General features: G+C 68.4%; 24 protein-coding genes. 11 read left to right on the top strand and 13 right to left on the bottom strand.

The window, feature by feature from the left end; translation table 11 throughout:
• Positions 1-1440 carry an amidase gene (locus AC1D1G_RS02270; protein ID WP_477950824.1) on the bottom strand — a complete coding sequence of 480 codons (1440 nt, stop codon included), beginning with the start codon at positions 1438-1440 and terminating at the stop codon, positions 1-3.
• 115 nt (positions 1441-1555) lie between these two features.
• Complete coding sequence (locus AC1D1G_RS02265; protein ID WP_012691075.1) at positions 1556-2179, bottom strand: superoxide dismutase; 624 nt, start codon at positions 2177-2179, stop codon at positions 1556-1558.
• 258 nt (positions 2180-2437) lie between these two features.
• On the opposite strand from AC1D1G_RS02265, the gene AC1D1G_RS02260 reads away from it, so the two are divergent.
• Together AC1D1G_RS02260 and msrA are read left to right on the top strand one after the other, a co-directional pair.
• Entirely contained in the window at positions 2438-3631 is a 1194-nt protein-coding gene (locus AC1D1G_RS02260) for an acyltransferase family protein (RefSeq protein WP_477950822.1), read from the top strand.
• Positions 3591-4301 (top strand): peptide-methionine (S)-S-oxide reductase MsrA, encoded by a 711-nt coding sequence (gene msrA, locus AC1D1G_RS02255; RefSeq protein WP_105414062.1) that lies wholly within the window; start codon positions 3591-3593, stop codon positions 4299-4301. Before AC1D1G_RS02260 ends, msrA begins: the two co-directional genes overlap by 41 nt.
• 13 nt (positions 4302-4314) lie before the next feature.
• Here msrA and AC1D1G_RS02250 read toward each other — a convergent pair whose 3' ends face one another.
• Both AC1D1G_RS02250 and AC1D1G_RS02245 read right to left on the bottom strand, forming a co-directional pair.
• Positions 4315-4782 carry an anthrone oxygenase family protein gene (locus tag AC1D1G_RS02250; protein WP_477950820.1) on the bottom strand — a complete coding sequence of 156 codons (468 nt, stop codon included), beginning with the start codon at positions 4780-4782 and terminating at the stop codon, positions 4315-4317.
• A 3-nt stretch (positions 4783-4785) separates the two neighbouring features.
• Positions 4786-5616: a Rossmann-fold NAD(P)-binding domain-containing protein gene (locus AC1D1G_RS02245; protein WP_477950818.1), complete on the bottom strand. Its 831-nt coding sequence runs from the start codon at positions 5614-5616 to the stop codon at positions 4786-4788.
• An 81-nt stretch (positions 5617-5697) separates the two neighbouring features.
• On the opposite strand from AC1D1G_RS02245, the gene AC1D1G_RS02240 reads away from it, so the two are divergent.
• Positions 5698-6639: an AraC family transcriptional regulator gene (locus AC1D1G_RS02240; RefSeq protein ID WP_477950816.1), complete on the top strand. Its 942-nt coding sequence runs from the start codon at positions 5698-5700 to the stop codon at positions 6637-6639.
• A 108-nt stretch (positions 6640-6747) separates the two neighbouring features.
• Positions 6748-7341 (top strand): Rv1733c family protein, encoded by a 594-nt coding sequence (locus AC1D1G_RS02235; RefSeq protein ID WP_477950814.1) that lies wholly within the window; start codon positions 6748-6750, stop codon positions 7339-7341.
• Between the two features lie 6 nt (positions 7342-7347).
• On the opposite strand, the gene AC1D1G_RS02230 is transcribed toward AC1D1G_RS02235, so the two are convergent.
• Both AC1D1G_RS02230 and AC1D1G_RS02225 read right to left on the bottom strand, forming a co-directional pair.
• Positions 7348-7659 carry a DUF3303 domain-containing protein gene (locus AC1D1G_RS02230; RefSeq protein ID WP_005562556.1) on the bottom strand — a complete coding sequence of 104 codons (312 nt, stop codon included), beginning with the start codon at positions 7657-7659 and terminating at the stop codon, positions 7348-7350.
• 26 nt (positions 7660-7685) lie between these two features.
• Entirely contained in the window at positions 7686-7841 is a 156-nt protein-coding gene (locus AC1D1G_RS02225) for a nuclear transport factor 2 family protein (RefSeq protein ID WP_283332616.1), read from the bottom strand.
• Positions 7842-7968: 127 nt separating this feature from the next.
• Here AC1D1G_RS02225 and AC1D1G_RS02220 point away from each other — a divergent pair, with 127 nt between their 5' ends.
• Entirely contained in the window at positions 7969-8448 is a 480-nt protein-coding gene (locus AC1D1G_RS02220; protein WP_280781906.1) for a RidA family protein, read from the top strand.
• Here the strand turns inward: AC1D1G_RS02220 and AC1D1G_RS02215 are convergent.
• Positions 8445-9374 carry an LLM class F420-dependent oxidoreductase gene (locus AC1D1G_RS02215; protein WP_105414055.1) on the bottom strand — a complete coding sequence of 310 codons (930 nt, stop codon included), beginning with the start codon at positions 9372-9374 and terminating at the stop codon, positions 8445-8447. The two genes, AC1D1G_RS02220 and AC1D1G_RS02215, sit on opposite strands and share 4 nt — an antisense overlap.
• A gap of 41 nt (positions 9375-9415) precedes the next feature.
• Here AC1D1G_RS02215 and AC1D1G_RS02210 point away from each other — a divergent pair, with 41 nt between their 5' ends.
• Positions 9416-10282 carry a S49 family peptidase gene (locus AC1D1G_RS02210; protein WP_105414054.1) on the top strand — a complete coding sequence of 289 codons (867 nt, stop codon included), beginning with the start codon at positions 9416-9418 and terminating at the stop codon, positions 10280-10282.
• Here AC1D1G_RS02210 and AC1D1G_RS02205 read toward each other — a convergent pair whose 3' ends face one another.
• Positions 10283-12064: a hypothetical protein gene (locus tag AC1D1G_RS02205; RefSeq protein WP_477950810.1), complete on the bottom strand. Its 1782-nt coding sequence runs from the start codon at positions 12062-12064 to the stop codon at positions 10283-10285. It lies immediately after the preceding gene.
• A gap of 458 nt (positions 12065-12522) precedes the next feature.
• On the opposite strand from AC1D1G_RS02205, the gene AC1D1G_RS02200 reads away from it, so the two are divergent.
• From AC1D1G_RS02200 to AC1D1G_RS02190, 3 genes are read left to right on the top strand one after another with little or no spacing between them, the layout of a single operon-like run.
• Positions 12523-13518: a DUF4328 domain-containing protein gene (locus AC1D1G_RS02200; RefSeq protein ID WP_477950808.1), complete on the top strand. Its 996-nt coding sequence runs from the start codon at positions 12523-12525 to the stop codon at positions 13516-13518.
• The gene (locus tag AC1D1G_RS02195) at positions 13515-14279 is read left to right on the top strand and encodes a glycerophosphodiester phosphodiesterase (RefSeq protein ID WP_037228268.1); all 765 of its coding nucleotides are present in this window, start codon (positions 13515-13517) and stop codon (positions 14277-14279) included. The genes AC1D1G_RS02200 and AC1D1G_RS02195 overlap by 4 nt, the downstream gene beginning before the upstream one ends.
• Before the next feature lie 33 nt (positions 14280-14312).
• Positions 14313-15227, top strand: coding sequence for a DUF5926 family protein (locus AC1D1G_RS02190; protein WP_120659927.1), 915 nt, complete (start codon positions 14313-14315; stop codon positions 15225-15227).
• Between the two features lie 68 nt (positions 15228-15295).
• On the opposite strand, the gene AC1D1G_RS02185 is transcribed toward AC1D1G_RS02190, so the two are convergent.
• Positions 15296-15841, bottom strand: coding sequence for a ferritin (locus AC1D1G_RS02185; RefSeq protein ID WP_280781901.1), 546 nt, complete (start codon positions 15839-15841; stop codon positions 15296-15298).
• 228 nt (positions 15842-16069) lie between these two features.
• Between AC1D1G_RS02185 and AC1D1G_RS02180 the strand changes: the two genes are divergently transcribed.
• The gene (locus AC1D1G_RS02180; RefSeq protein WP_283332620.1) at positions 16070-17260 is read left to right on the top strand and encodes a lipase family protein; all 1191 of its coding nucleotides are present in this window, start codon (positions 16070-16072) and stop codon (positions 17258-17260) included.
• A gap of 10 nt (positions 17261-17270) precedes the next feature.
• On the opposite strand, the gene AC1D1G_RS02175 is transcribed toward AC1D1G_RS02180, so the two are convergent.
• The 4 genes from AC1D1G_RS02175 to AC1D1G_RS02160 all read right to left on the bottom strand — a co-directional run bounded on the left by AC1D1G_RS02175 (position 17271) and on the right by AC1D1G_RS02160 (position 20942).
• Positions 17271-17822, bottom strand: a complete 552-nt coding sequence (locus tag AC1D1G_RS02175) for a ferritin (RefSeq protein WP_477950804.1) — start codon at positions 17820-17822, stop codon at positions 17271-17273.
• Positions 17823-17845: 23 nt separating this feature from the next.
• Positions 17846-19057 carry an LCP family protein gene (locus tag AC1D1G_RS02170; RefSeq protein WP_477950803.1) on the bottom strand — a complete coding sequence of 404 codons (1212 nt, stop codon included), beginning with the start codon at positions 19055-19057 and terminating at the stop codon, positions 17846-17848.
• 264 nt (positions 19058-19321) lie between these two features.
• The gene (locus tag AC1D1G_RS02165) at positions 19322-20140 is read right to left on the bottom strand and encodes a CPBP family intramembrane glutamic endopeptidase (protein ID WP_477950801.1); all 819 of its coding nucleotides are present in this window, start codon (positions 20138-20140) and stop codon (positions 19322-19324) included.
• A gap of 37 nt (positions 20141-20177) precedes the next feature.
• The gene (locus tag AC1D1G_RS02160; protein WP_007298301.1) at positions 20178-20942 is read right to left on the bottom strand and encodes a DUF2470 domain-containing protein; all 765 of its coding nucleotides are present in this window, start codon (positions 20940-20942) and stop codon (positions 20178-20180) included.
• Between the two features lie 116 nt (positions 20943-21058).
• Here AC1D1G_RS02160 and AC1D1G_RS02155 point away from each other — a divergent pair, with 116 nt between their 5' ends.
• The gene (locus AC1D1G_RS02155) at positions 21059-21751 is read left to right on the top strand and encodes a hypothetical protein (RefSeq protein ID WP_477950799.1); all 693 of its coding nucleotides are present in this window, start codon (positions 21059-21061) and stop codon (positions 21749-21751) included.
• The last annotated feature ends 7 nt before the right edge of the window (positions 21752-21758 follow it).

Below are 21758 nucleotides of genomic sequence, written 5' to 3'. Positions count from 1 at the left end.
TCAGCGGGCGTCTTGGATACGACGCCACGGTGTGGCCTGCTCGAGCTCGAACGCCAACTCGAGCAGTGTCCGCTCGTCGCCGTGGTCGGCGGAGAAGTGCGACGCCAGCGGCAGGCCGCGGGACGTCTCGTGCAGCGGCAGCGAGATGGCCGGTCCGCCCGACGCGTTGTTGAGCGGCGTGAACGCCGTGTAGGCGATCAGCTTGTCGAACAACTCCTCGAAACTCTGTGTCGGCGAGAGGTATCCGAGCTCCGGCGTCGTGTGAGCCAAGGTGGGCGACAGGATCACGTCGTACTTCTGGAAGATCTGCGCGTACTCACGGTACGTGCGCCGCAACCGGTAGAGCACCCGCGGAGTCTTCGCGATGTTCCTGCGGTACATCGCGGCGAGTCCGCGCGTCAGGTTGTCGGTGGCGTCGCGGTCGAAGTCCGGTCCGAGCATCCGCTTGCCGTTGCTGGAGATGACGAACGACAGGAATCCCCAGTAGATGCAGAAGTCTTCGACGAACGAGGAGTTCACCGGCATCGGGCACTCCTCGACGTGGTGCCCGAGGTCGGCCAGCAGATCGGCGGTCGCGTGGACCGACTTGCGCGTCTCGTCGTCCGTGCGGGAGGCGGTGACCGAATCGACCACCAACCCGACCTTCAGCCGGGTGCTGCTCGGCCCCTCGACCAACCGGATGGGTGGCAGCGCCGGATTGCGGTAGTAGCGTTCGGCGGACGCCATCCACCGTGCGGTGTCCCGCACCGAGCGGGTGACGGCGCCCTGCGCGATGATCCGGATCGGCAACGTCTTGTCCATGGCGTCGGGGACCGTCCGCCCGCGGGACGGTTTCAGGCCGACGAGCCCACACGCGGCCGCGGGTATGCGGATGGAGCCGCCGCCGTCGTTGGCGTGCGCGATCGGCACGACACCCGCAGCGACGAGTGCGGCCGAACCACCCGAGGACGCTCCCGGCGAGAAGGCGGGATTCCACGGATTGTGCACGGCCTCGGCGTCCATGAACTCGGTGGACGCGCTGAACCCGAACTCGGGGAGCCGGCTCTTCCCCAGCGAGAGCACACCTGTGGACAGATATTGCGTGACGAAGTCGCTGTCGACCCGGGCGGGCTGTGCGGCGAAGGCGACGCTGCCGTGCTGCGTGGGCAGGCCCGCGACGTCGACGTTGTCCTTGACGACGGTCGGCACCCCCGCGAAGGCGCCCTCGTGTGGGCGGTCCGCTTCCGTCAGTGCACGGTCGAAGTCGGCGAATGCCAGGGCGTTCAGGGCGGGTCCGACCGACTCGGCGCGCGCGATCGCCGCCTCCGTCACCTCGCGAATCGACACCTCTCCCGCGGCGATCCGTGCCGCGAGGCCGGTGGCGTCGAGGTCGCCGAGCGCGTCGTCGCGGAAGGCGTGGACGACGGTGTCGTCCCGGGCGGGGTTGCTGAACTCGGTCACTTCCGAAGCCTATTGGACGCTCGGCCTGCTCGGAAGGAATTCCGGACCCGAAACGAGCACGGGCGCACGGACACACCCGAGAGTGGTCCGTGCGCCCGTGGCTGCGGAGAGGAAACTAGACGATCAGGCCCGCGGTCTGCGTGCGTGCCTTCTCGAAACGAGCGGCAACGTCCGCCCAGTTCACGATGTTCCAGAAGGCCTTGACGTAGTCGCCCTTGACGTTCTGGTAGTCGAGGTAGAAGGCGTGCTCCCACATGTCGAGGAGCAGCAGCGGCGTGAGGCCGATCGGGATGTTGCCCTGCTGGTCGTACAGCTGGACGATGAGCAGGCGCTGGCCGATGGAGTCCCAGGCCAGGATGGACCAGCCGGAGCCCTGGATGGCGTTGGCGTTGGCCGAGAAGTGGTTGCGGAACGCGTCGAAGCCGCCGAACTGGTCGTCGATCGCGGCAGCGAGCTCACCGGTCGGCTTGTCGCCACCGTCGGGCGAGAGGTTGTTCCAGAAGACCGTGTGGTTGGTGTGGCCGCCCAAGTGGAAGGCGAGGTTCTTCTCGTGCAGGTTGACCACGGCGGGCAGGGTGTCCGACTCGCGGAGCTCGGCCAGCTTGTCGAGGGCCGTGTTGGCACCGGTCACGTACGCGGCGTGATGCTTGTCGTGATGCAGTTCCATGATCTTGCCGGAGATGTGCGGCTCGAGAGCTGCGTAGTCGTACGGGAGTTCCGGCAGCGTGTAAACAGACACGAGGGTCCCTTCATCTATGGGCGTGTGAGCCCTTGTGTTTCCGGGTGCCGACGACACGTGGGCACGCGTCTGACACCCGCCTTTGGCGAATCGTTCTCGGGTATATACCCAATCTCATTGGTACACCCTGCGCAACAGTTGGGGTCACCGAGCGATTCCCTCACAGGAAAGTTCGGACACCCGAAAAAATGCTGACGAGGTGACACTGGATGTCGTGAGAATTCGTCCGACCGGTGAACGGAACCTTAAGCTGACGCGATGCCTTCGCTGATACCTGTTGCAGATTCGCATGCGGCCGCGCCGCGTGTGGAGCTCACGGGCGCGAATCTGCTCCGCTTCTTCGCAGTTCTGGCCGTGATCTACTCGCACATCTCGTTCTATCTGATCGACGACCTCGGAACCGGATGGTGGTTCATCGACGTCGTCTATCAAATCTTCATCGAGAGGGGCGGTCTCAACCAGCATCTGTCCTTTCTCGGGGTCGCCGTCTTCATGATGCTGACCGGGGTGTTGATCACCCGTTCGGCCATTCGTCACGAGCCCGGGCAATTTCTGTTCAACCGGCTCGGACGAATCCTGCCCGCATTCTGGGTGGCCGTTCTCGCCGCGATCGTGCTCGTCCGCCTCGGCATCAACGGCATGTTCAGCGGCCAGGACGGGGTGTCGAATGTCGACGCGGCCCTGAGTTTCGTGCTCGGCGGCTTCTTCCTCAAACCCGAGGTGGCGGTTCTCGGGGTCACCTGGACCCTCGCCGTGCAGATCTTCGTCTACCTCGCCTGCGTGGCCGCGCGCCCCGTGCTGCGCACCCTGCCCATCGCGATGCCGATGGCCGGCGCCGCGGTCTGCGCACTGATCCTGCTCTACAACCTGTACGCGCCGCAGCCGTACACGGTCCCGATGCTGTCCAAGATCGCCGCGACGCTGCCTGCCGTGTTCCTCGGGCAGATCATCTACCTCGGCTGGGCCCGGCTCGCGGACTGCCGGTGGATCATCGTCGCCGGGCTGGCCCAGGTCGAGGTCATCCGCCTCGCCACCGACTTCCGCGTGTACTGGGCGGGCGATCACTACCTCTGGACGTTCGCTGTCGTCACCGCGTGCGTCGTGCTGGTGGGCCGGTACGACGGTCCCGCGGCGCACTGGGCCGTCGTGCGGTGGACCGCGACGCGCAGCTACGCGATCTACCTCGTCCACACCCTGATCCTGTACCGCGTGTACGAGCACACGGTCGGCTCGTTCGGCGAGACCGGGGCGGTGATCGCATTCCTCGTGGTGACGGCACTGGTGTCGGAGGCGATGTACCGGTGGGTGGAGGTCCCCGCCACGGGGTGGGTGACCGCTCGCGTCGAGCGGATGCGCAGACAGTCGGCGCTCGCGCGGGAGACCACTCCGGCACCGCGCGTAGCATCGAATCATGTCTTGGTACGACGAGCTTCTGGGTCGAGCAGCCGCTAAGTCCGTGATGGTCACCGCCGAGGACGCCCTCCCCGGCCGCAGTCAACCGATTCCCGTTCCGGCGACGCACTTCGTCAACGGTCACCCCCTGCAACCCCCGTTCCCCGAGGGCATGCAGACCGCCGTGCTGGGCATGGGATGTTTCTGGGGCGCCGAGAAGGAGTTCTGGCAACTCGACGGCGTCTACACCACCGCGGTGGGATACGCCGGCGGCTACACGCCCAACCCCACCTACGAGGAGACCTGCTCCGGTCGCACCGGTCACACCGAGGTCGTGCTCGTGGTCTTCGATCCGAAGGTGATCTCGTACGCCGAGATCCTCAAGGAGTTCTGGGAGAACCACGACCCCACACAGGGCATGCGGCAAGGCAACGACCAGGGAACGCAATACCGTTCGGCCATCTACACGATCGACGAACAGCAGGTGGAGATCGCCGAGGCCACCGGTGAGGCCTTCGAGAAGAGGCTCGCCGACGCTGGATACGGGGCGATCACCACGGAAATCGCCCCGCTCACGCAGTTCTACTACGCCGAGGACTACCACCAGCAGTACCTCGCGAAGAACCCCGGCGGTTACTGCCCCGTGCACGCCACCGGCGTCAGCTGCCCGGTCGGTCTGCTGAAGCAGGACGAGGTCCCGGCGCAGACCGACATCCTGCCGCCCTCGTAATCCCCCCCGGGTCTCAACCGCGGGTCGCGGACCATGTGAGCACCGCGGACGCCGCGATGGCGCTGACGGTGCGCACGTGGTTCCACCCTGTCCATCCCGACACGTAGTCGCGCCAGTACGCCGCCGAGTCGGCCGCGGTGGGGTCGATTGCGTCCAGCGCGTTGTTGTGCGGCACGTGGTAGACGATGGTCAGGATGATCCCGACGAGATACAGCGCGCACGCGATCACCGCGTAGACGGCCGAACCGTCGTGCCGCACCACACTGACGACCGCGAGCACGATCGACGTCAGTGCGGTGCCGAACAGCGCCGTCATGAACCAGAAGTTCGGCGCCTCGCGGTTGATCGCCTGCATCGCCGTGATGCCCTGAGCCGGTTCCAGGCGACCGAGCCCGGTCATGATGAACGTGGAGAACGCGAACATCACGCCGCCCACCACGCCGGCGCCCACCGCCGTGACGATCGTCAGATAACGCTCCATTGGTCAGACCCTCCAGACACCGGCCGCTGCAGCGGCGCGGACGTAGTCGGTGAAGTCGCGGGGCGCGCGCCCCAGTGCGCGTTCCACCCCGTCGGTGAGTGATGCGTTGCGCCCGTCCAGCACTTCGTCGAACAGGTAGGTGAGCAGGCCGATCGCGTCGGACGGTACCCCCTGCCCGGCCAGCGCCGTCGAATACTCTTCCGAAGTGACTGGGGTGTACCGGATTTCACGACCCGTTGCCTTCGCGATCTCGGCGACGGCGTCACCGAACGACAACAACCGCGGCCCGGTCAGTTCGTACAGTTCGCCGGCGTGGCCGTCCCCGGTCAGAGCGGCGACGGCGATCTCGGCGAGATCGTCCGCGTCGACGAAGGGTTCGAGCACGTGCCCGTCGACGGGCAGTGCGAGGTCGCCCGCAAGCAGTGAGTCGAGCATGAAGCTCTCGCTGAAATTCTGGCTGAACCAACTGGACCGGAGGATCGTCCACTCGGCTCCCGCCTTGCGGATCGCGAGTTCGCTGCGCTCCGCCTCGGCTTCGCCGCGACCGGAGAGCAGGACGAGTCGCCGGGCGCCGTTCGCGACGGCCAGGCCCGCGAACTCCTCGACGACCTCCGCCGCTCCCGGCACCGCGAGATCCGGGTAGTAGGCGATGTACACCGAGGTGGTTCCTTCCAGCGCAGGCCGCCACGTGTCCCTGTTCTCCCAGTCGAACGGGGGACGGCCGGAGCGGGAACCGCCCCGGGAAGGTACTTCCGCGGCGGCGAGCCGGGCGAGGACGCGGCTGCCGATCTTGCCGGTGCCGGTGAGGACGAGTGTGTGCGGTGTCGTTGTCATGTCTTTCAGTCAAGACGGCGACGCCGAGACTTTCCATGGTTGAAACCCGCTGATCCATACGCGAGCGTCTACGGTGGATGTGTGGATCCCCTCGCCGGTCTCATCAGTGGTCCCCGCGCCGCAGGCGCGTTCGTGCTCCGCTCGATCATGGAACCGCCGTGGTCGCTGCAGATCGACGACCACGCGCCGCTCAGCCTCGTCGCGATGGGCCGGGGCGAGGCGTGGATCCTGCCGCACACCGGCGACCCGGTGCAGCTCACCGAGGGTGACGTCGCGATCGTTCGCGGACCCGAGCGCTACGTCGTCGCCGACCATCCGGACACCCCGCCGCACGTGATCATCAACCCCGACCAGAGCTGCACGACGCTCCGCGGGGAACCGCTCGCCGAGGCCATGGACCTCGGCGTGCGCACCTGGGGAAACAGTGCGGACGGCCGCACGGTCATGCTGACCGGGACGTACCAGACCCCGGGCGAGATCAGCATGCGACTGCTGACCGCGCTCCCGGAACTCGTCGTGCAGCGCCGCGCCGACTGGGACTCGCGGCTGGTCACCCTCATGCACGACGAAGTGGTGCGGGACGAACCCGGACAGGAAGCGGTGCTCGACCGTCTGCTCGACCTGCTGCTGATCGCGGTGCTGCGCGCCTGGTTCGCGCGGCCGGCGGGCGAGGCGCCGTCGTGGGTGCGGGCGCAGAGCGACCCGGTGGTGGGCAAGGCGATGCGCATCCTGCAGAACAACCCCTCCCGCCAGTGGACGGTGGAGTCGCTCGCCGCGGAAACCGGCATGTCGCGGGCAGCCCTCGCGCGACGATTCACGGACCTCGTCGGCGAACCGCCCATGACATTCCTCGCCGGCTGGCGGCTGTCCCTGGCCGCGGATCTGCTCCGCGAACCGGACGCCACGGTGGCGTCCGTGGCCCAGCGCGTGGGGTACGGGAGCGGATTCGCGCTGAGTGCGGCGTTCAAACGCGTGCGCGGAGTGAGCCCCAAGGAGCATCGTGAGATGGCGGGGAGCAGATGAGTGTATTACGGCACAGTGCCGAAAGACACACCGGATTGACTTGATCTTGTTTGCCTTGCGTACGACCCTGGATGGTAGGGAATTGTYGGCGAGAGGACCGGATCCGGAATGTGGAACAACTCTCAAGCACGGGGGCTGCGTAAGCGGTCGGCCCRTCAGCGGCACAACCCGCTACTCCGGCGCTCGGACCGGATCGAGAACATGCTCACCCTCGCGGTCGTGGTGCTCGCGTTCGCGATGCTCCCCCTGGCCATCCTCGTGGGTGCCCGGACCATCGACAGTCAGCTGACGCTGGCGGAGAAGCAGGTCGCGGACTACCGCACCGTCTCCGCCACCTTGCTCGCCGACTCCACCGGCGTGTCCGTCACCTCCGACGTCGCACCGTCGGGCGTCGACACCGCCCCCGCCAAGTGGACGTGGGGCAACGAAACCCGCCACGCCGACATCACCGTCGACCCCGCCACGCCTTCGGGAACGAAGGAAGACATCTGGGTCAACGCCGACGGCAACCTCACCACCGAACCGATGTCGCCGTCCGCGGCACGAGTCGCCGGTGTGATCGCCGGCCTGTTCACCTGGTTCGCGGTGATGATGATCGCGCTGTCCGGCTTCCTCATCTGCCGCGCCTCCCTGAACCGCGCCCGCGACGCGCAGTGGGACCGCGACCTCCGACAGTTCTTGGATTCGACCACCCGGCACTGAGCCCGCTCAGCTGATCGAGCCCCTGAACTCGACCGCCTGCTGCGCAGCCTGCGTGGTGACGGCGATGTCGGCGACCGGGTAGACGTGGAACTCGAAGAAAGGTCCGAATTTCGTCGGACCGTCCAAGATGTCGTTCGGGTCATCCGCCTCGACGAAGGCGAATCCCCCGGTTCCGTCCAGGCGACCGAGGAAATGATGGAAGGTCGCCCCTTCCGCCGGCGTCCATCTTGCGAACACTTCCAGGCTCCGCCGCGCAGCTGCCTCGTTCTCGGCAGCGGACCCACCGTCACGCAGCGTCCAGGTAATCACGTACTTCATTGCACCCTCCCGAGGGCGTGCCGGGTTCAGCTCGCAGGGACCGCGCCGAGCTGCTGAAGGAATCCGAGTGTGTCCCACACCTGCCAGGTCTCGGCGATCTTGCCGTCGGCCAGACGATGGATCGAGATCGCGTTCATCTCCTCGTAGAATCGACGCACTACCGCTTCTTCCGCAGAACCCATGACAACCTCCGGAGCACTCGAGTGACACGGCCGTTCCGGCCGTACTTCGAGCTTTCCACCGGTGGAAAGGGAACGGAACGTTGCTGAGCACGCCGAATGACCCGGGCAGTCGTCGAGCGGAGGGGTGATGGGCGCGGAGTCCCGACTACGTGATCTGGGGCTGGTGCTGCCCCGCGCCGTCCAGCTGCCGCCGGGGGTGGAGTTGCCGTTCAGCTGGGTACGCGTGCACGGCCGCAGAGTGCTCGTGTCCGGACACGGGCCGCTCGCCGAGGACGGCACACCCGCCGGACCGTTCGGCTCCGTTCCCGCCGACGTGTCGGCCGCCGACGCCACGCACTCCGCCCGGCTCACCGCCCTCGCGGTGCTGGCAGGGGTTCGCCGCGCGGTGGGCGATCTCGACCGCATCGGTGCGTGGCTCACCGTCACGGGGTTCGTCAACGCCGAACCGGGCTACGACCAGACGACCGCGGTGCTCAACGGGTTCTCCGAGGTAGTGCTCGACGTATTCGGCCCGGACGTCGGCGACCACGCCCGGACGGCGATCGGGGTGGCCGCGCTGCCCCTGAATCTTCCCGTCGTCGTGGCCGCCGAACTCGAGCTCGCCTAGCTCAGTTGCGGAACGACCTCACTGGCGACCAGTTCCAGGTGGTCGAGGTCGCTGAGATCGAGGGTCTGCAGGTAGATCCGCTGTGACCCGGCCTCGGCGTAGCGGCCGATCTTGTCGACGAGCTCGGCGGGCGACCCGGCGAGTCCGTTCTCCCGCAGCTCGCTCACTTCGCGTCCGATGTTCATGGCGCGTGTCGCGATCTCCTCCTCGGTGCGCCCGCAGCACAGGACGAGCGCGTTGGAATACACCAACTCGGTGGGGTCGCGATCGATGGACTTGCACGCGAGCCGGACCCGTTCGAACACGTCCCGCGTCTCGTCGACGGACTGGAACGGGACGTTGAATTCGTCCGCGTACTTCGCGGCCAGGGCGGGCGTCTTCTTCTTGCCGGTGCCGCCGATCAGGACGGGCGGACCCTGCGGCTGCCGCGGCTTCGGGAGCGCGGGCGAATCCTTGACCGTCAGGTGCGTCCCGTCGTAGGAGAAGGTCTCACCGAGCGGAGTGCGCCACAGCCCCGTGATCACGGCGAGGGATTCCTCGAGCCGCTCGAACCGCTCCTTCAGCGGCGGGAACGGGATGCCGTACGCCTGGTGCTCCTCCTCGTACCAGCCGGCGCCGATACCGAGGTCGACGCGGCCGCCGCTCATCTGATCGACCTGCGCCACCGAGATCGCCAGCGGTCCGGGATGCCGGAACGTCGCGGACGTGACGAGGGTGCCGAGACGGATCGTGGACGTCTCGCGTGCGAGACCCGCCAGCGTGATCCACGCATCGGTCGGTCCGGGAAGGCCCTCGGTGTTCATGGCCAGGTAGTGATCCGACCGGAAGAACGCGCCGTATCCGAAACGTTCGGCGGCCTGCGCCACCGCCAGAAGATCGTCGTAGGTGGCACCCTGCTGGGGTTCGGTAAAGATTCGCAACTCCATGTGAACCACTCTGCCCGATCCGTGATCGGTACGCTGATTTCATGGCCAAGATCCCACTGAACCTGCCGAAACCGCTGGCCGACAAGCTGCCCGACGCGTTCGGGGGCAGCAGCGCCGGCGTGGTGCCGGTGGTCCGGCTGCAGGGCATGATCGCGTCCGGCGGAGCAGGTTTCGGGCGCGTGCTGAGCGCGGAATCCGTCGAGGAACCGCTGCGCCGCGCGTTCACCACGCACGGTGCGAAAGCGGTGGCGCTGCTGATCAACAGTCCCGGCGGGTCGCCGACGCAGAGCGAATACATCGCCGCCCGCATCCGTCAGCTCGCCACCGAACACGAACTGCCCGTGCTCGCGTTCTGCGAAGACGTCGTCGCGTCCGGCGGCTACTGGCTGGCCTGCGCGGCCGACGAGATCTACGCGACCGCCACGTCGGTGGTCGGCTCCGTCGGTGTCATCTCGGCGGGCTTCGGGTTCTCCGAACTGATCGACCGCCTGGGCATCGAACGGCGGCTGCACTCGGCCGGCGAGGCGAAGGCCCGCCTCGACCCGTTCTTCGCGGAGAAGTCCGAGGACGTGCAGTGGCTCGAACAGATCCAGGAAGGTATCCACGACGAATTCCGCGACTGGGTGGTCGGCCGCCGTGGGGACAAGCTGAAGGCGGACGGGGCCGAGCTGTTCAACGGCGACGTCTGGCTGGGGCGCCGCGCCGTCGAGCTCGGCATCGTCGACGGGATCGGCACGCTGCGCGAGGTGGTGGAGAAGCGGTTCCCCGACGCCACCCTCGAGATGACCGGGCCGCGCCGCTCGTTGTTCGCGAAGCTCGGGCTGCCCGCCGCGAGCTGGGACGAGGTGGCCGCCGCGATCGTCGGTGCGGCCAGCGCCCGCGTCGCGTGGTCGCGGTACGGGCGGTAACTACTTCGGCACGACGACCCCGACCGGGCCCGCGCCGATGCACAGCGACAGGTCCGGGGTCAGGGTGCTCACCCGCACGCTCTGACCGCCACCGGTGAGCCGCACGAACACCGAATTCGGGCCGCGCTGCACCGGCACCCGCACCGGGCTGCCGACCTCCATCGCGACGGCGATCTCACCGTCCGCGGTGGCCATGTAGTTGAGCTGCGCAGTCCACTCCCAGCCGGTCAGCGGTCCGTCGAGGGGGAGGGACACGAAACTGCGCTGATCCACCAGGTTCCCGCAGTCCGGGACGGGTCCGGGCTCGATCGCGCGCACCCACGTGACCTGGGCGTCGACCACCGAACCGTCGTCGTCGATCATCCGGAGGTCGGGGGTGCTGTCGGAGAACTCGGGGCGGTCCCGCAGCGGGGCGAACACCCGGCTCACCAGATTGTTCGGGTACGCCACCGGCAACAGCACCCAGATGGACGCGGGCTGCTGGAGGATCGGCGCGTCGTCCCGTTCGGCGAGCGACGCACGCGCGGTCGCGAGGTAGGCCGTGGTCGGGTTCTCCTCCCAGCTGCGGGTGAACGTGTACGTCGACCACAGGCTGCTCGCGACGAACGCGACCACGGCGGTGACGGCCACCAGCGGCCGCACCCGGACAGGGTCGGCGCGTCGGCGGGGTGCGCGGGCGATCAGCGCGACGGCGATCGCGAGGATCACGGCGGTGTCCGTGAAGTAGCGCAGCGTCTGCGCGAGTTCGTAGGTGGTGTCCGCGCCCCACCGGGTGACGACCATCGCCGTCACCGACAGCAGAAAGTACGCGGCCGTGAGGATCCACACCCAGCCGATGCGGCGCTTCAGCCGGACCGTCGTGACCACCGCCGCGACGAGGACCACCCAGCCGACCACCTCCAGCGCCGTCGACGGGGACGCCCACGGGGGACTCGGAATCCACCGGTCCCACGTCCACGGCCCACCCACGAACGTGGGCAACAACCCGAGCGACGTGCCGTGGTGGAACAGTTCGAACGCACGCGACGCGCCCGCCCATTCCCACTGCGACGCGACGGTCGAGAAATAGAACGCCGCCCACACCGCCAGCACCGCCGCCGACGAGACCCAGAGGGCCGCACCTCGCCGCAGCGTCGACCGCACCGGCCGCTCCCGCTCCCCGACGTACGCGAGCAGCGCCACGGTCGCGAACGCGACGAACGGGACCACGACCGACTTCTCGAAGAACAGCAGCGACGCGATCAGCACGAGCGTGCCCGACACCGCGTACCGCCGCCGCCCGGTGCGGCACAACTCGAGGGCGTCGCGCGCCACCCACGCCAGCGCGATCTGCAGCGGCAGTGCGTTGAGCGCCGCCGCCCACCACGCGAACGCCGGCACGGTCAGCGGAGAGAACAGATAGATCGCCAGCGGAACCAGCAGGACCGGACGTGGCCCGAGGATCGTGCGAAGCAGCCGGAAGACCGCATACGACGCCACCGCCTGCAGCGCGATCGTCGTCAGCATCGGCAGGATCCACTCGTACGGCGCCAACCGCGTCGCGATACCCGCCACCAGGAAGGCCCCGGGCATGAGGTGACCGTCGTGGTCGTAGAGCAGCAGGTCGGCGGAGAGCAGCGGGAGGCTTCCGCCGCGCCCGGCGAGGATCAGATCGTCCCAGTAGAAGTCGCTGTTCGCGGCCACCCACGTCCGCACGAGAAGTTGCACCACGACAAGGGCGGCGGCCACCTGGAGGACACGGGCGGGCCCGAGGTGCCACCGCGATCCGACGTCGTCCGTCATCGTTTTCCGAGATTACAGATCAGGTGGAACCAAACCGCGCCGGGCTGCGTCAGATCAAGTGTCGGGGCATTTTCGCCCCGGCACAGGTGGGGGAGACGACGGCCGGTCCGGAGTTCTCGGGTCGCTTCGCGGGCGATCCGAACTGGAGGGGTAATTCCGGGCCGAGCCGTCGGCCACCGAGTGGTGATTGTTCACCGAGCTGCGATGTCAAATTCATCCACCGTTGTGGACCGTTCATCCGAAGCTGTCAACAATCACGGATTCGCATGCGCTCTGACCTGTGTATGAGCACTCCTCACACTGTCCATAACTGTGTATGAACCTGTGGAAACTGTGGATAACTCGGCATTTTCCGTGGTGCAGCTCACACATTCTCCCCAAAAAGGACGATTCGGTCGTGGGCTGCCCGCATTCGCGGGTCGTGACAGAATCGGCAATGTGAAGTGGGTGCGGAGGGGATGAGCGTCGTCGTTCAGGTGTGCGCGCGATGCGCGGCTCGGTGGCCGGTCCTCGGCTCCCCGGCGCAGTGGTGCCCCCGCTGCCACGGTGTGCTGCTCGCCCCCGTCCGCACCGACCAGCACCAGCCACCCGCGAGCCGGGGATTCCGCTGGATCGCGCGATCCCCGCTGCGGCGGAGCGGCCTCGCGGCCGAGCCGTCGGCGCCGAGCTCCACCCCGCACTACACCGAGATCCCCCGCTGGGGACTCCACGATCACGTCGAATCACCCTCCGCGCGCCGCGACTGGCCGGAACTGCTCGCCGGCAAGGCGGCCTTCTTCCTCACCCTCACCGCCGGTCTGTACGCGTTCGCCGTGTTCGCCGAACTGGGCCGATACGCCGTGCTCCTTCGCAACCGGACCCGGCTGATCGATCCCACCCTGCTCGTCGTGTCCGACATCGCGGTGTTCCTCGGCCAGGCCGGCGGGATGCTCCTCGCGCTGCTGTCGGGCATCGGCGGTGTGTGCTGGTTGCTGCGGATGCGTCGCCGCACGTTCGCCCGTGCCAAGACGTCCGACCCGCGCACCCCCACCGAGGTGATCRTCGGTTGCGCGGTGCCGGGCCTGAACCTGGTGATGCCTGGTGTGTACCTGCTCGAGGTGATTCGCCGCGATCCCCGCGCCGTCCTGCTGGTCCGGGCCTGGTGGAGTCTGTGGATTTTCGGGGCCGTGCTCGTCGTCTTCAACTGGTTCTGGCGGTCCAGGCCCGGACTGCAGGCCATGGCGGACGGTGTCCTGCTGGCCGCCTTCACGGCGCTGGTCGCCTCCGCGACGGCCGTACTCGCACTGATGGTGCTCCGACGACTCGAGGGCCGGACGCTGAAGGGGGCGAAGGAACCCGTCACCCGCTGGGTGATCGCCACCGACCCGCCGCCGCAGAAGGACGCGGAGAAGGCTGCCGAGAAGGCCGCCGAGAAGACTCCCGCGGCCGGCGACCGGGAAGCCGTCGCGTCGTGAGCCCCGACCGGCGCGGACCCCTGGTCGTGGCGCACCGCGGCGCATCCGCGGCCATGCCGGAACACACGCTCGCCGCGTACGAGCTGGCGCTGGAAGAGGGCGCGGACGGACTGGAATGCGACGTGCGGCTCACCCGCGACGGCCACCTCGTGTGCGTCCACGACCGCACCGTCGACCGGACGTCCACCGGAACCGGCGTCGTCAGCGAGATGACCCTCGAAGAGCTCGCGGAATTCAATTACGGCACGGAAGACGAGCCGGCTGAACTCCTCGAGCTGAGTGCGCTGATCGCACTCACCCTGGACTGGTCGGCGCGCCCGGTGAAACTCTTCATCGAAACCAAGCACCCCGTGCGTTTCGGCGGCCTCGTCGAGAGCAAGGTGCTCGCCGAACTGCAACGCTTCGGCATCGCCGCGCCGCCGTCCGCCGACCACTCCCGAGCCGTCGTGATGTCGTTTTCCGCCGGAGCGGTGTGGCGGATCCGCCGGTCGGCGCCGATGCTCCCGACCGTCCTGCTCGGCGAATCCGCCCGGTACCTCGGCGGGGGAGCCGCGACCACCGTCGGCGCCACCGCGGTCGGTCCGTCGGTGAAGACGCTGCACGAACACCCGGACATCGTCGACAAGGCCGCCGCCGCAGGACGAGCCACCTACTGCTGGACCGTCGACAACCGCAGCGACGTCGAACTGTGCCGCGAACTCGGGGTCAGCTGGGTGGCCACAAACCACCCCGGCCGCACCAAGAAGTGGCTGGCGTCCTGACCGGACCGGCGTCGGCGTGTAGGTTTTGGCGTCGTGGCAAAGAAGAGCAAGAGAAACAGTGGTCCGAAGCCCGGTAGTGCCCGCGCCGAGAAGCTCGCGCAGCGGCAGGCGGAACGGGAGAGCGCCGCAGCGGCCGTGACCCGGCCGTTCGAAGGCCTCGCCGCCGAATGCGATCTGGTGGCGCTGCGCGAGTTCGTCCCGTCGGCGACCGCCCCGCTGCCCGTCAAGGATTCGTCCCGCCCGGTGACCCTCGCGACCGTGCTGCCCGGTGCTGTCGCGGCGCTGGTCCGCGACGAGGGCGACAGTGCAACCGGGTTCGTCGGTGTGCAGGTCCAGGCGCATTCCGCGGATCTCGGCGCCGATCTGGCCGCGTCCGTCGCCTGGGTCCGTGACGCCGCGGCCGGTGAATCGCTGGCCTCCGCCAACCCCGGATCCGACACCCCGGCACTGGCCGACGTGATCGACGCGGACGCACCGCTCGACATCACCGTGCACCAGGATTTCAACTGGTGGATTCCCGAAGGCGTGGAGCCGGCCCCCGAGGTCGCGACCACCGTGCAGCACGCGAATGCGGCGATCATGCCGTCTGCGCGCGTCGAGGCCGAGGGTGTCGTCGCGGCGTGGTGGGTCGATGCGGGCGAGAAGGCGCACATCCGCTGGGTGCGCCCGGAGAACGAGGACGATCTGATGCTGGCCCTGGCGCGCGTGCACGCGACCGGCGGCCTCCACCTCGGTGAGGGTTCGCGCTACGCCGGGTCGTTCCGGACACACGGACTGCTGGTCCCGGTGTTCGACCTGGACCGCGAAAAGCACGCGAACGAGTGGGCCGCCGCGACCGTCGAACTCGGCCAGCGACTGGCCGAAGCGCTCGCCGTCGACGCGCCGCTCACCACCGAGGAGCGTCGCGCCCGCGACGGACTGCGCGGCCGTCAGGTCACGTTGCGATAGGCCCTTCGGGCCCGTGCGCCTTTCTGGTAGCAACCACAACCAGAAAGGCGCACGGGTGGCGGAGCCGCCTAGATGGAACCGCCGGCTGCGTGCGGTGCCCCGGACGTGTCTGCGGGGCCGCTCATCTCACGTGCGACGAACTCCTCCAGGTCGAACAGGTTGCTGCCCGCGCGGTCGGCGATGGTCAGCAGCGTCGTCATGCTCGCGACCTCCTCGACCTGCTCCTTGAGGAACCACTGCATGAACTGCTCGCCGAGGTAGTCGCCCTCCTCGCGGGCGGTGCTGGCCAGCTGCACGATCTGCTCGGTGACCGTCTGCTCCTGCGTCAGGGCGAGGGCGATCGGCTCGCGTGCGTTCTCGAACTGGCCCTTCGCCGCGTCGACACCCGACAGTTCCACGGAGATGTCGCGGTCGAGGAAGTACTGGACGATCATCATGGCGTGGTTGCGCTCTTCGACGGCCTGCTTGTAGAAGTGCTTGGCCAACTGCGGCAGGTCCGCATTGTCGAAATAGACGGCAGTCGCGATGTACTGGTGTGACGCGTTGAATTCGTTGCGAATCTGGTCGTGGAGCAGAGCGTGGAATTTCGTCTTGTGCGCGTCAGTCGAAGTCATGAAATGGATAATATCGCTGGTCAGACCGGGTGTCATCCAAGTTGAACCTAATTTTGGGAAGCTTGCCCAAACTAAAGTCAACCTAATTTCGGGACCATTCTGATGTCATTTTCCTAACCTCAGCTGGCGGCGGATCCCCGACGGGAACGAGGCAAACCACGTCGGCGGGGCCTCGCCCGTGTATAAAATTCACAGCGTTCTGACGGCGCGGCCCGGAGGGGCAGACACATGGTGAGTCGATCCGGTGCGTGGCTAGCGTTGATTCTCGGTGCCCTTTTCCTGGGGGCGGCGATTCCGGCCCCGGCGCAGGCCGAACCGTTGTATCCGTGGCCGGATCCCGACCCGTTCTATCTCGCTCCGGCCGACCTCGGGGTCCTTCGTCCCGGCGACGTCGTGCGGACGCGGCGAATCGACACCTGGATGTACGCGAACTCGGACGGGTGGCAGATCGCGTTCCGGTCGACGAACTCGACGGGACATCCGATCCTGGCCGTCACCACGGTTCTGCTTCCTCGCGGTGTTGCGAATCCTCCGCTCGTGTCGTATCAGGCGATCGTGAATTCGCTCGGAACCAAGTGCGCCCCGTCGCGGTCGTTGTTCAATCTGGAACTGCAGGAGTCGCCGGGCCTGTATCTGGGCCTGCAACGCGGCTGGGCGGTCTCGGTGCCCGACCATCTCGGCCCGACCGGCGCCTACGGTGCCGCGAAACTCGGCGGCATGATCACCCTCGACAGTGTCCGGGCGGTGCAGCGGGTGGCCGAACTGGGGTTGTCGCACAGCCCGGTGGCGCTGGCCGGGTATTCGGGTGGGGGAATGGCCAGCGCGTGGGCCGCGGCGCTGGCCCCGAGTTATGCGCCGGAGCTGAAACTCGACGCGGTGGTGGCGGGTGGGATTCCCGCGGACCTCGAGCAGATGGCCCAGGGCCTGGGATTCAATCCGCACCCGGGGTTCGGGCTCGCGTTCGCTGCCGCGATCGGCTTGGAAAGGGAATACCCGGAACAGCTACCGATTTCGTCGCAGCTGAACGCGACCGGACTGTGGCTGCGCGAGTGGATGTCGAACGAATGCCGCCGGTTCCTCCTGTTTCACGGCGCCTTCCGCAGCGCCGGACAGCTGGCCGCATCGACCAGCCTCATGGCGAGTTCGGGCGCGCATCAGGTGCTGCGCGACAACAGTCTGCGGTACTTCGAAGGTGTCCCGACCGCACCCCTCTACCTGTGGCACGGCACCCTCGACGGGCTGACGCCGTTCGATTCGATTGCCGAGACCGCGCACCGCTACTGCGCCGCCGGTGCCAGACTGACGTTCGTCCCGTACGAGATATCCGAGCACATGACGACGGCAGTGGTGGGCTTTCCGGACGCGTACGAATACGTGGCCGCGCGGTTCCGCGGCGAACCGGCGCCCACCCGCTGCTGACCCGACAGGGTCAGACGCCGCCGCCCGCCCGCTTCGGCGCACCCGGCCGGATCGGTGAGTTCCCGCTCATCTCGCGGGCGATGAAATCCTCGATGTCGAACAGGTTGTCGCCGGCACGCTCGACGATGGTGAGCAGGGTGTGCATGCTCGCGACCTCCTCGACCTGTTCCTCCAGGAACCACTGGATGAACCGCTCGCCGAGGTAGTCGCCGGTGTCGCGGGCCGTACGGGCGAGCTTCGTGATCTGTTCCGTGACGACGCGTTCCCGTTCCACCGCCAGAGCGACGGGGGCGCGCACCGAATCGAAATCGGTGACCACGTCGTCGATGCCGGGGACGGTCACGTGGAGGTTGTTGTCGATCAGGTACTGGATCATCATCAGCGCGTGGCCGCGCTCCTCGGCGGCCTGCGAATAGAACCGGCGAGCCAGTTGCGGCAGATCGTGCGAGTCGAAATAGACGGCTACCGCGATGTACTGCTGGGACGCGGTGAACTCGTTGCGGATCTGCTGCAGCAGGAGGGCGTGGAACTCGGTGGGGGTCTTCGTCGCCGATTGAGACATGAGTGTCAGTTTACGGGCGTCGGTCACGGTCCGGTGGTGACCAGTTCGGCCGGGACCTGACGGTCGTTCGCCAGCGCGTCGAAGAACTGCGACGCCCGGTCGTGATCCCAGAGCAGCACGTTCCCGGCACCGTCGACGTCCTCGAAACCGCCCACGGGGACGGTGGTGGTGACCATGTCGCCGCGTACCGCCCAGGCGAGTGCGGCGAGGTGCCAGATGTGGTCGCTCTCGTCGACACGCAGCGATGCGGCGGTGTCGGTGACGAGCGGCCAGACGCGGAACGGGTTGAGCCACGTCGCGGGGCTGGTGGCCTTCGACATCAACGCCGCCATGAACATCCGCTGATGGTTCATCCGGTCGATGTCGGCGAGCGCGGTCGCGCGGCTGCGGACGAAGCCGAGGGCCTGCGCCCCCGTCAGTTCCTGGCAGCCGGGTGCGAGGTTGATCCCCGCGAGCGGATCGTCGATGGCGGTGTCCAGGCACATGTCGACGCCGCCGATCGCGTCGACGATGCCGGCGAAACCACCGAATCCGATCTCGGCGTAGTGGTCGATGTGCAGACCGGACGCCTCCTCGACCGTCTGGGTCAGCAGTTGCGGACCGCCGAACGCGAACGACGCGTTGATCTTGTCCTCGCCGTAGCCGGGGATCGACACGTACGAGTCGCGCGGGATGCTCACCATCGTCGCCGGGCCGCCGCCGCTGGGGACGTGCACCACGATGATGGTGTCGGTGCGGTCGGGGCCGCTGTTGCCGCCGGTCGACAACTCCTGTTCCTGCTCGGGGGTCAGCCCGGTGCGGCTGTCCGAACCGACGAGCAGCCAGTTCGTGCCGGGGGTGTCGTCGATCCGGCCGGGGTAGTCGGCCACGGCGTCGATCCGGTTCAGCGAACTGTCGAGGTAGTACGTCATGCCCGCGAGCGCCAGGACCAGCACCAGGAACAGGATGCCGATGYGCCGGCCCCAGTTCCGCGTGCGCTTGGGACGTCGCTGCCCCGGGGGCTCCGGGGTCCGTGGCGGTGCGAGCGGCGGGGGTGGTGGTGGCGTGCGAGGGGGACGCCGGTCGGGCACCCGAGGCGGCGGGGGCGGCGCGTCCCGGTACGGCTGCGGCGTCTGGGTGGGCGCGTAGCCGCGCGGTCCCTGCGGCGGTGCCGACCGGGACAACTGCGGTTCGGGGGCCTGCGACCACGCCTGCTGGGGCGGCGGCGGGGCGCCCCGACCGTCGCGGCGGATCACCTGGGTGCCCTCCGGCGGCGGCGCCGGGGGGCCCTGCCGGGGAGCGGGGTGGCGCGGGCGGGGCGCAGGAGGTCCCTGTTGCGGGGGACCTTGCGGTGGCACCCGCCGCGTCTGCGGAGGAATCCGCTGGTCAGGCGGCGGCATTCGGCGGTTCGGGGGCGGCGGCACCTGCTGCCCGCCCTGCGTCCGCCGGGGCGGACGGGGCGGCAGCGGAGGATAGGGGGCGTCGCCGGTCACCCACGCGACTTTACTGGTCCCGCCGGATTACGGAATCCAGCCGACGTGCCCGCGCAGGGCGGCGTAGCCGACGAACGCGACCGAATCGATGGTGGCGTGGGCGATCACGAGAGGCCACAACCGTCCAGTCTTCTGCCAGTACCGGCCGAACACCAGACCCATGGCGACGTTTCCCAGCCCGCCACCGAAACCCTGGTAGAGGTGGTACGTCCCGCGGAGCACCGCCGACGCGAGCAGCGACGAGTTCTCGCTCCACCCGAGTTGCCGCAGTCGGGTGATCAGATATGCGACGACGAGCACTTCCTCCGCGCCGGAGTTCGCGATCGCCCACAGGATCAGGGCCGGCAGCCGCCACCAGTGATCCCCGATCGTGCTGGGCACGACGGTGAGGTTGGCGCCGATTGCGCGGGCTAGCAGGTAGAAGCCGAGCCCGGGCAGACCGATCAGTGCGGCGAGCCCGACACCCTGCGTCGCGTCGGGACGCCACCGGGGCCGGCCGAGCCCGACGGCGCGCGGGCCGAGGCCGCTGCGCCACAGGAGGTACAGACCCAGCGCACCCCAGGCGAGAAGTTTCACGACGCCGAGCAATTGCCGGGCGACGTCGATGATCTGGTTCTCCGCGCGGGAGACATTGAGGGCGACGGCCTGATCGGCAAGGTTGCCCGGGGTCAGCAGCGATTCGGACAGCGACAGGAGTCCCGACAGTCCGCTCGTCCCGAACGTGACGAGCAGGACGATCGTGATCTCGATCCACAGGGCCCGCCGCTCACTCCTGGTGGCCGGCGGAGCGGCCGGTTCGGGTGAGGCGGGCCGTATCCAGGAGGCGAGCGTTGCACGCGAGATCACGCGGCACACGCTAGCGCGCGCCGAACCGGAATGCCGATCAGCCGCGCGCGCGGAGTCCGTTCACGAACGGGCATCCCACCAGCAGCCGGATCGCCCTGCTCAGCGCGACGGCGTCGTCGACCGGCGCGGAGAACGGCATCCAGATGTCGCGGTCGCCGTGATCGTTCTCGACGCGCAGTCGCAGTCCGTACCGGTCGATGCCCAGCGGGCGGACGCGTCCGCGTCGCATGTGGGGCGGCAGTTTGCGGGACAGCATGTCGATGAGGTCTCGGTGGTCCTCGTCGAGGTGCTGGAGCCAGGCGGTCTCCATTTCCCAGAACGGGTCGGGCCGGGCGGCGAGTAGGTCGTCGAGGGCGACGGGTTCGGCGCCACTGGAATCGGCGACCACCGCCGATTCGAGGCGGAGTTGCAGCAGCGTCGCATCGTGCCCGACGTCGAGAAGTCCGGGGTGCGGGTACTCGGAGGCCACCTCGTCGGCCAGCGTCCGGGTGTGTGCCTCGCAGAGCGCGTGGAGGTTGCCGCGCAGCCAGACGAGTGACCGCACGGGCTCACGCAGCGCGAGTGGTGAGTTGTCGGTCAGCTCGAGCACAGCGGGGATCCCGCCGCCACCGGCGAGCCAGGACAGCGTGGCGGCCGCCGATTCGGTGGGCACGGCGACCACGACGTCGCCGCTGGACCGCAGGTGGTGTACCGACGTGACGGTCGGTGCGCTGCCTTCGACGGCGAGTACCGCGTCCTGGGTCCGTGCGCACGAGCTACGCACACGCTCGGCGGTGGACGGACCGGTGGTCGTGACGGGCATGGAGCCTCCTTCAGGGTTCCGCGATACTGAGGTAACCCTAACCTAATGTCAGCCGGTCGGCGATGGCAAGACCCCGAGACGAATCCGGTCCACGAGGTGGGCATTACGGTGGGGAGGTGGCTATACCTCTCTCCCTCGGTGTCCCGCGCTCCCGTGGACCGCAGTCGTTGCTCGCCGAACTTCTCAGCGGATCCCAGGACACCGGCCCGGCCGCAGGCGGCGCGCTCGGACCGCGGGTCGTTCCGGCGTCCGCACTGCTCGACGCCGCCGGGACCGACGCCGGCCGCATCATCGTGGGTCTCGACGTCGACCCCGCCGTTCTCCGCACCAGCGAGCAGGCCTCCTACGAGGCGGTCCGGTTCCACCTCGACTGCCCCGCGGGCCAGCTCGGCGACGCGGTCGCGCTCCGGCTGCCGTCTCCGCTCGCGGTGTTCGTCACCGCCGACGGCAGCGACGACCCCGGTCTCGCCGAGACTGCGCAGCAACTCGCGGACGCCGGCCGCATCCCGGGCCTCGCGAGCGGGCGCGGCATCGGCGAGGTCGCCGACTTCCTGGCCGTCCTCGCGCATGCGGACGTCGGGTATGTGGCGAGGGCACGCGGCACGGCCGAGGTGCTCGCGCTCCTGTCCGGGACGGTCGCGTCCCTTCGCGGCGACGATGTGCGGGCGGCGCTCGCGGCACCGGATCCGACGAGGCTCACCTCTCTGATCCCCGAGGCCGCGGAGGCCGTCCGCGAGGTCCTGCTGGGGGTCGAGGTACACGACCCGGCGCTCGTCGCCCGTGAGCTGGCGGACGCGGGTCTGCGGTAAAACATTC

This window comes from Rhodococcus sp. P3_B8 (genome assembly GCF_056402775.1).
The sequence above is the reverse complement of the archived record's forward strand: the minus strand, read 5'-3'. Positions and strand labels throughout refer to the sequence as shown.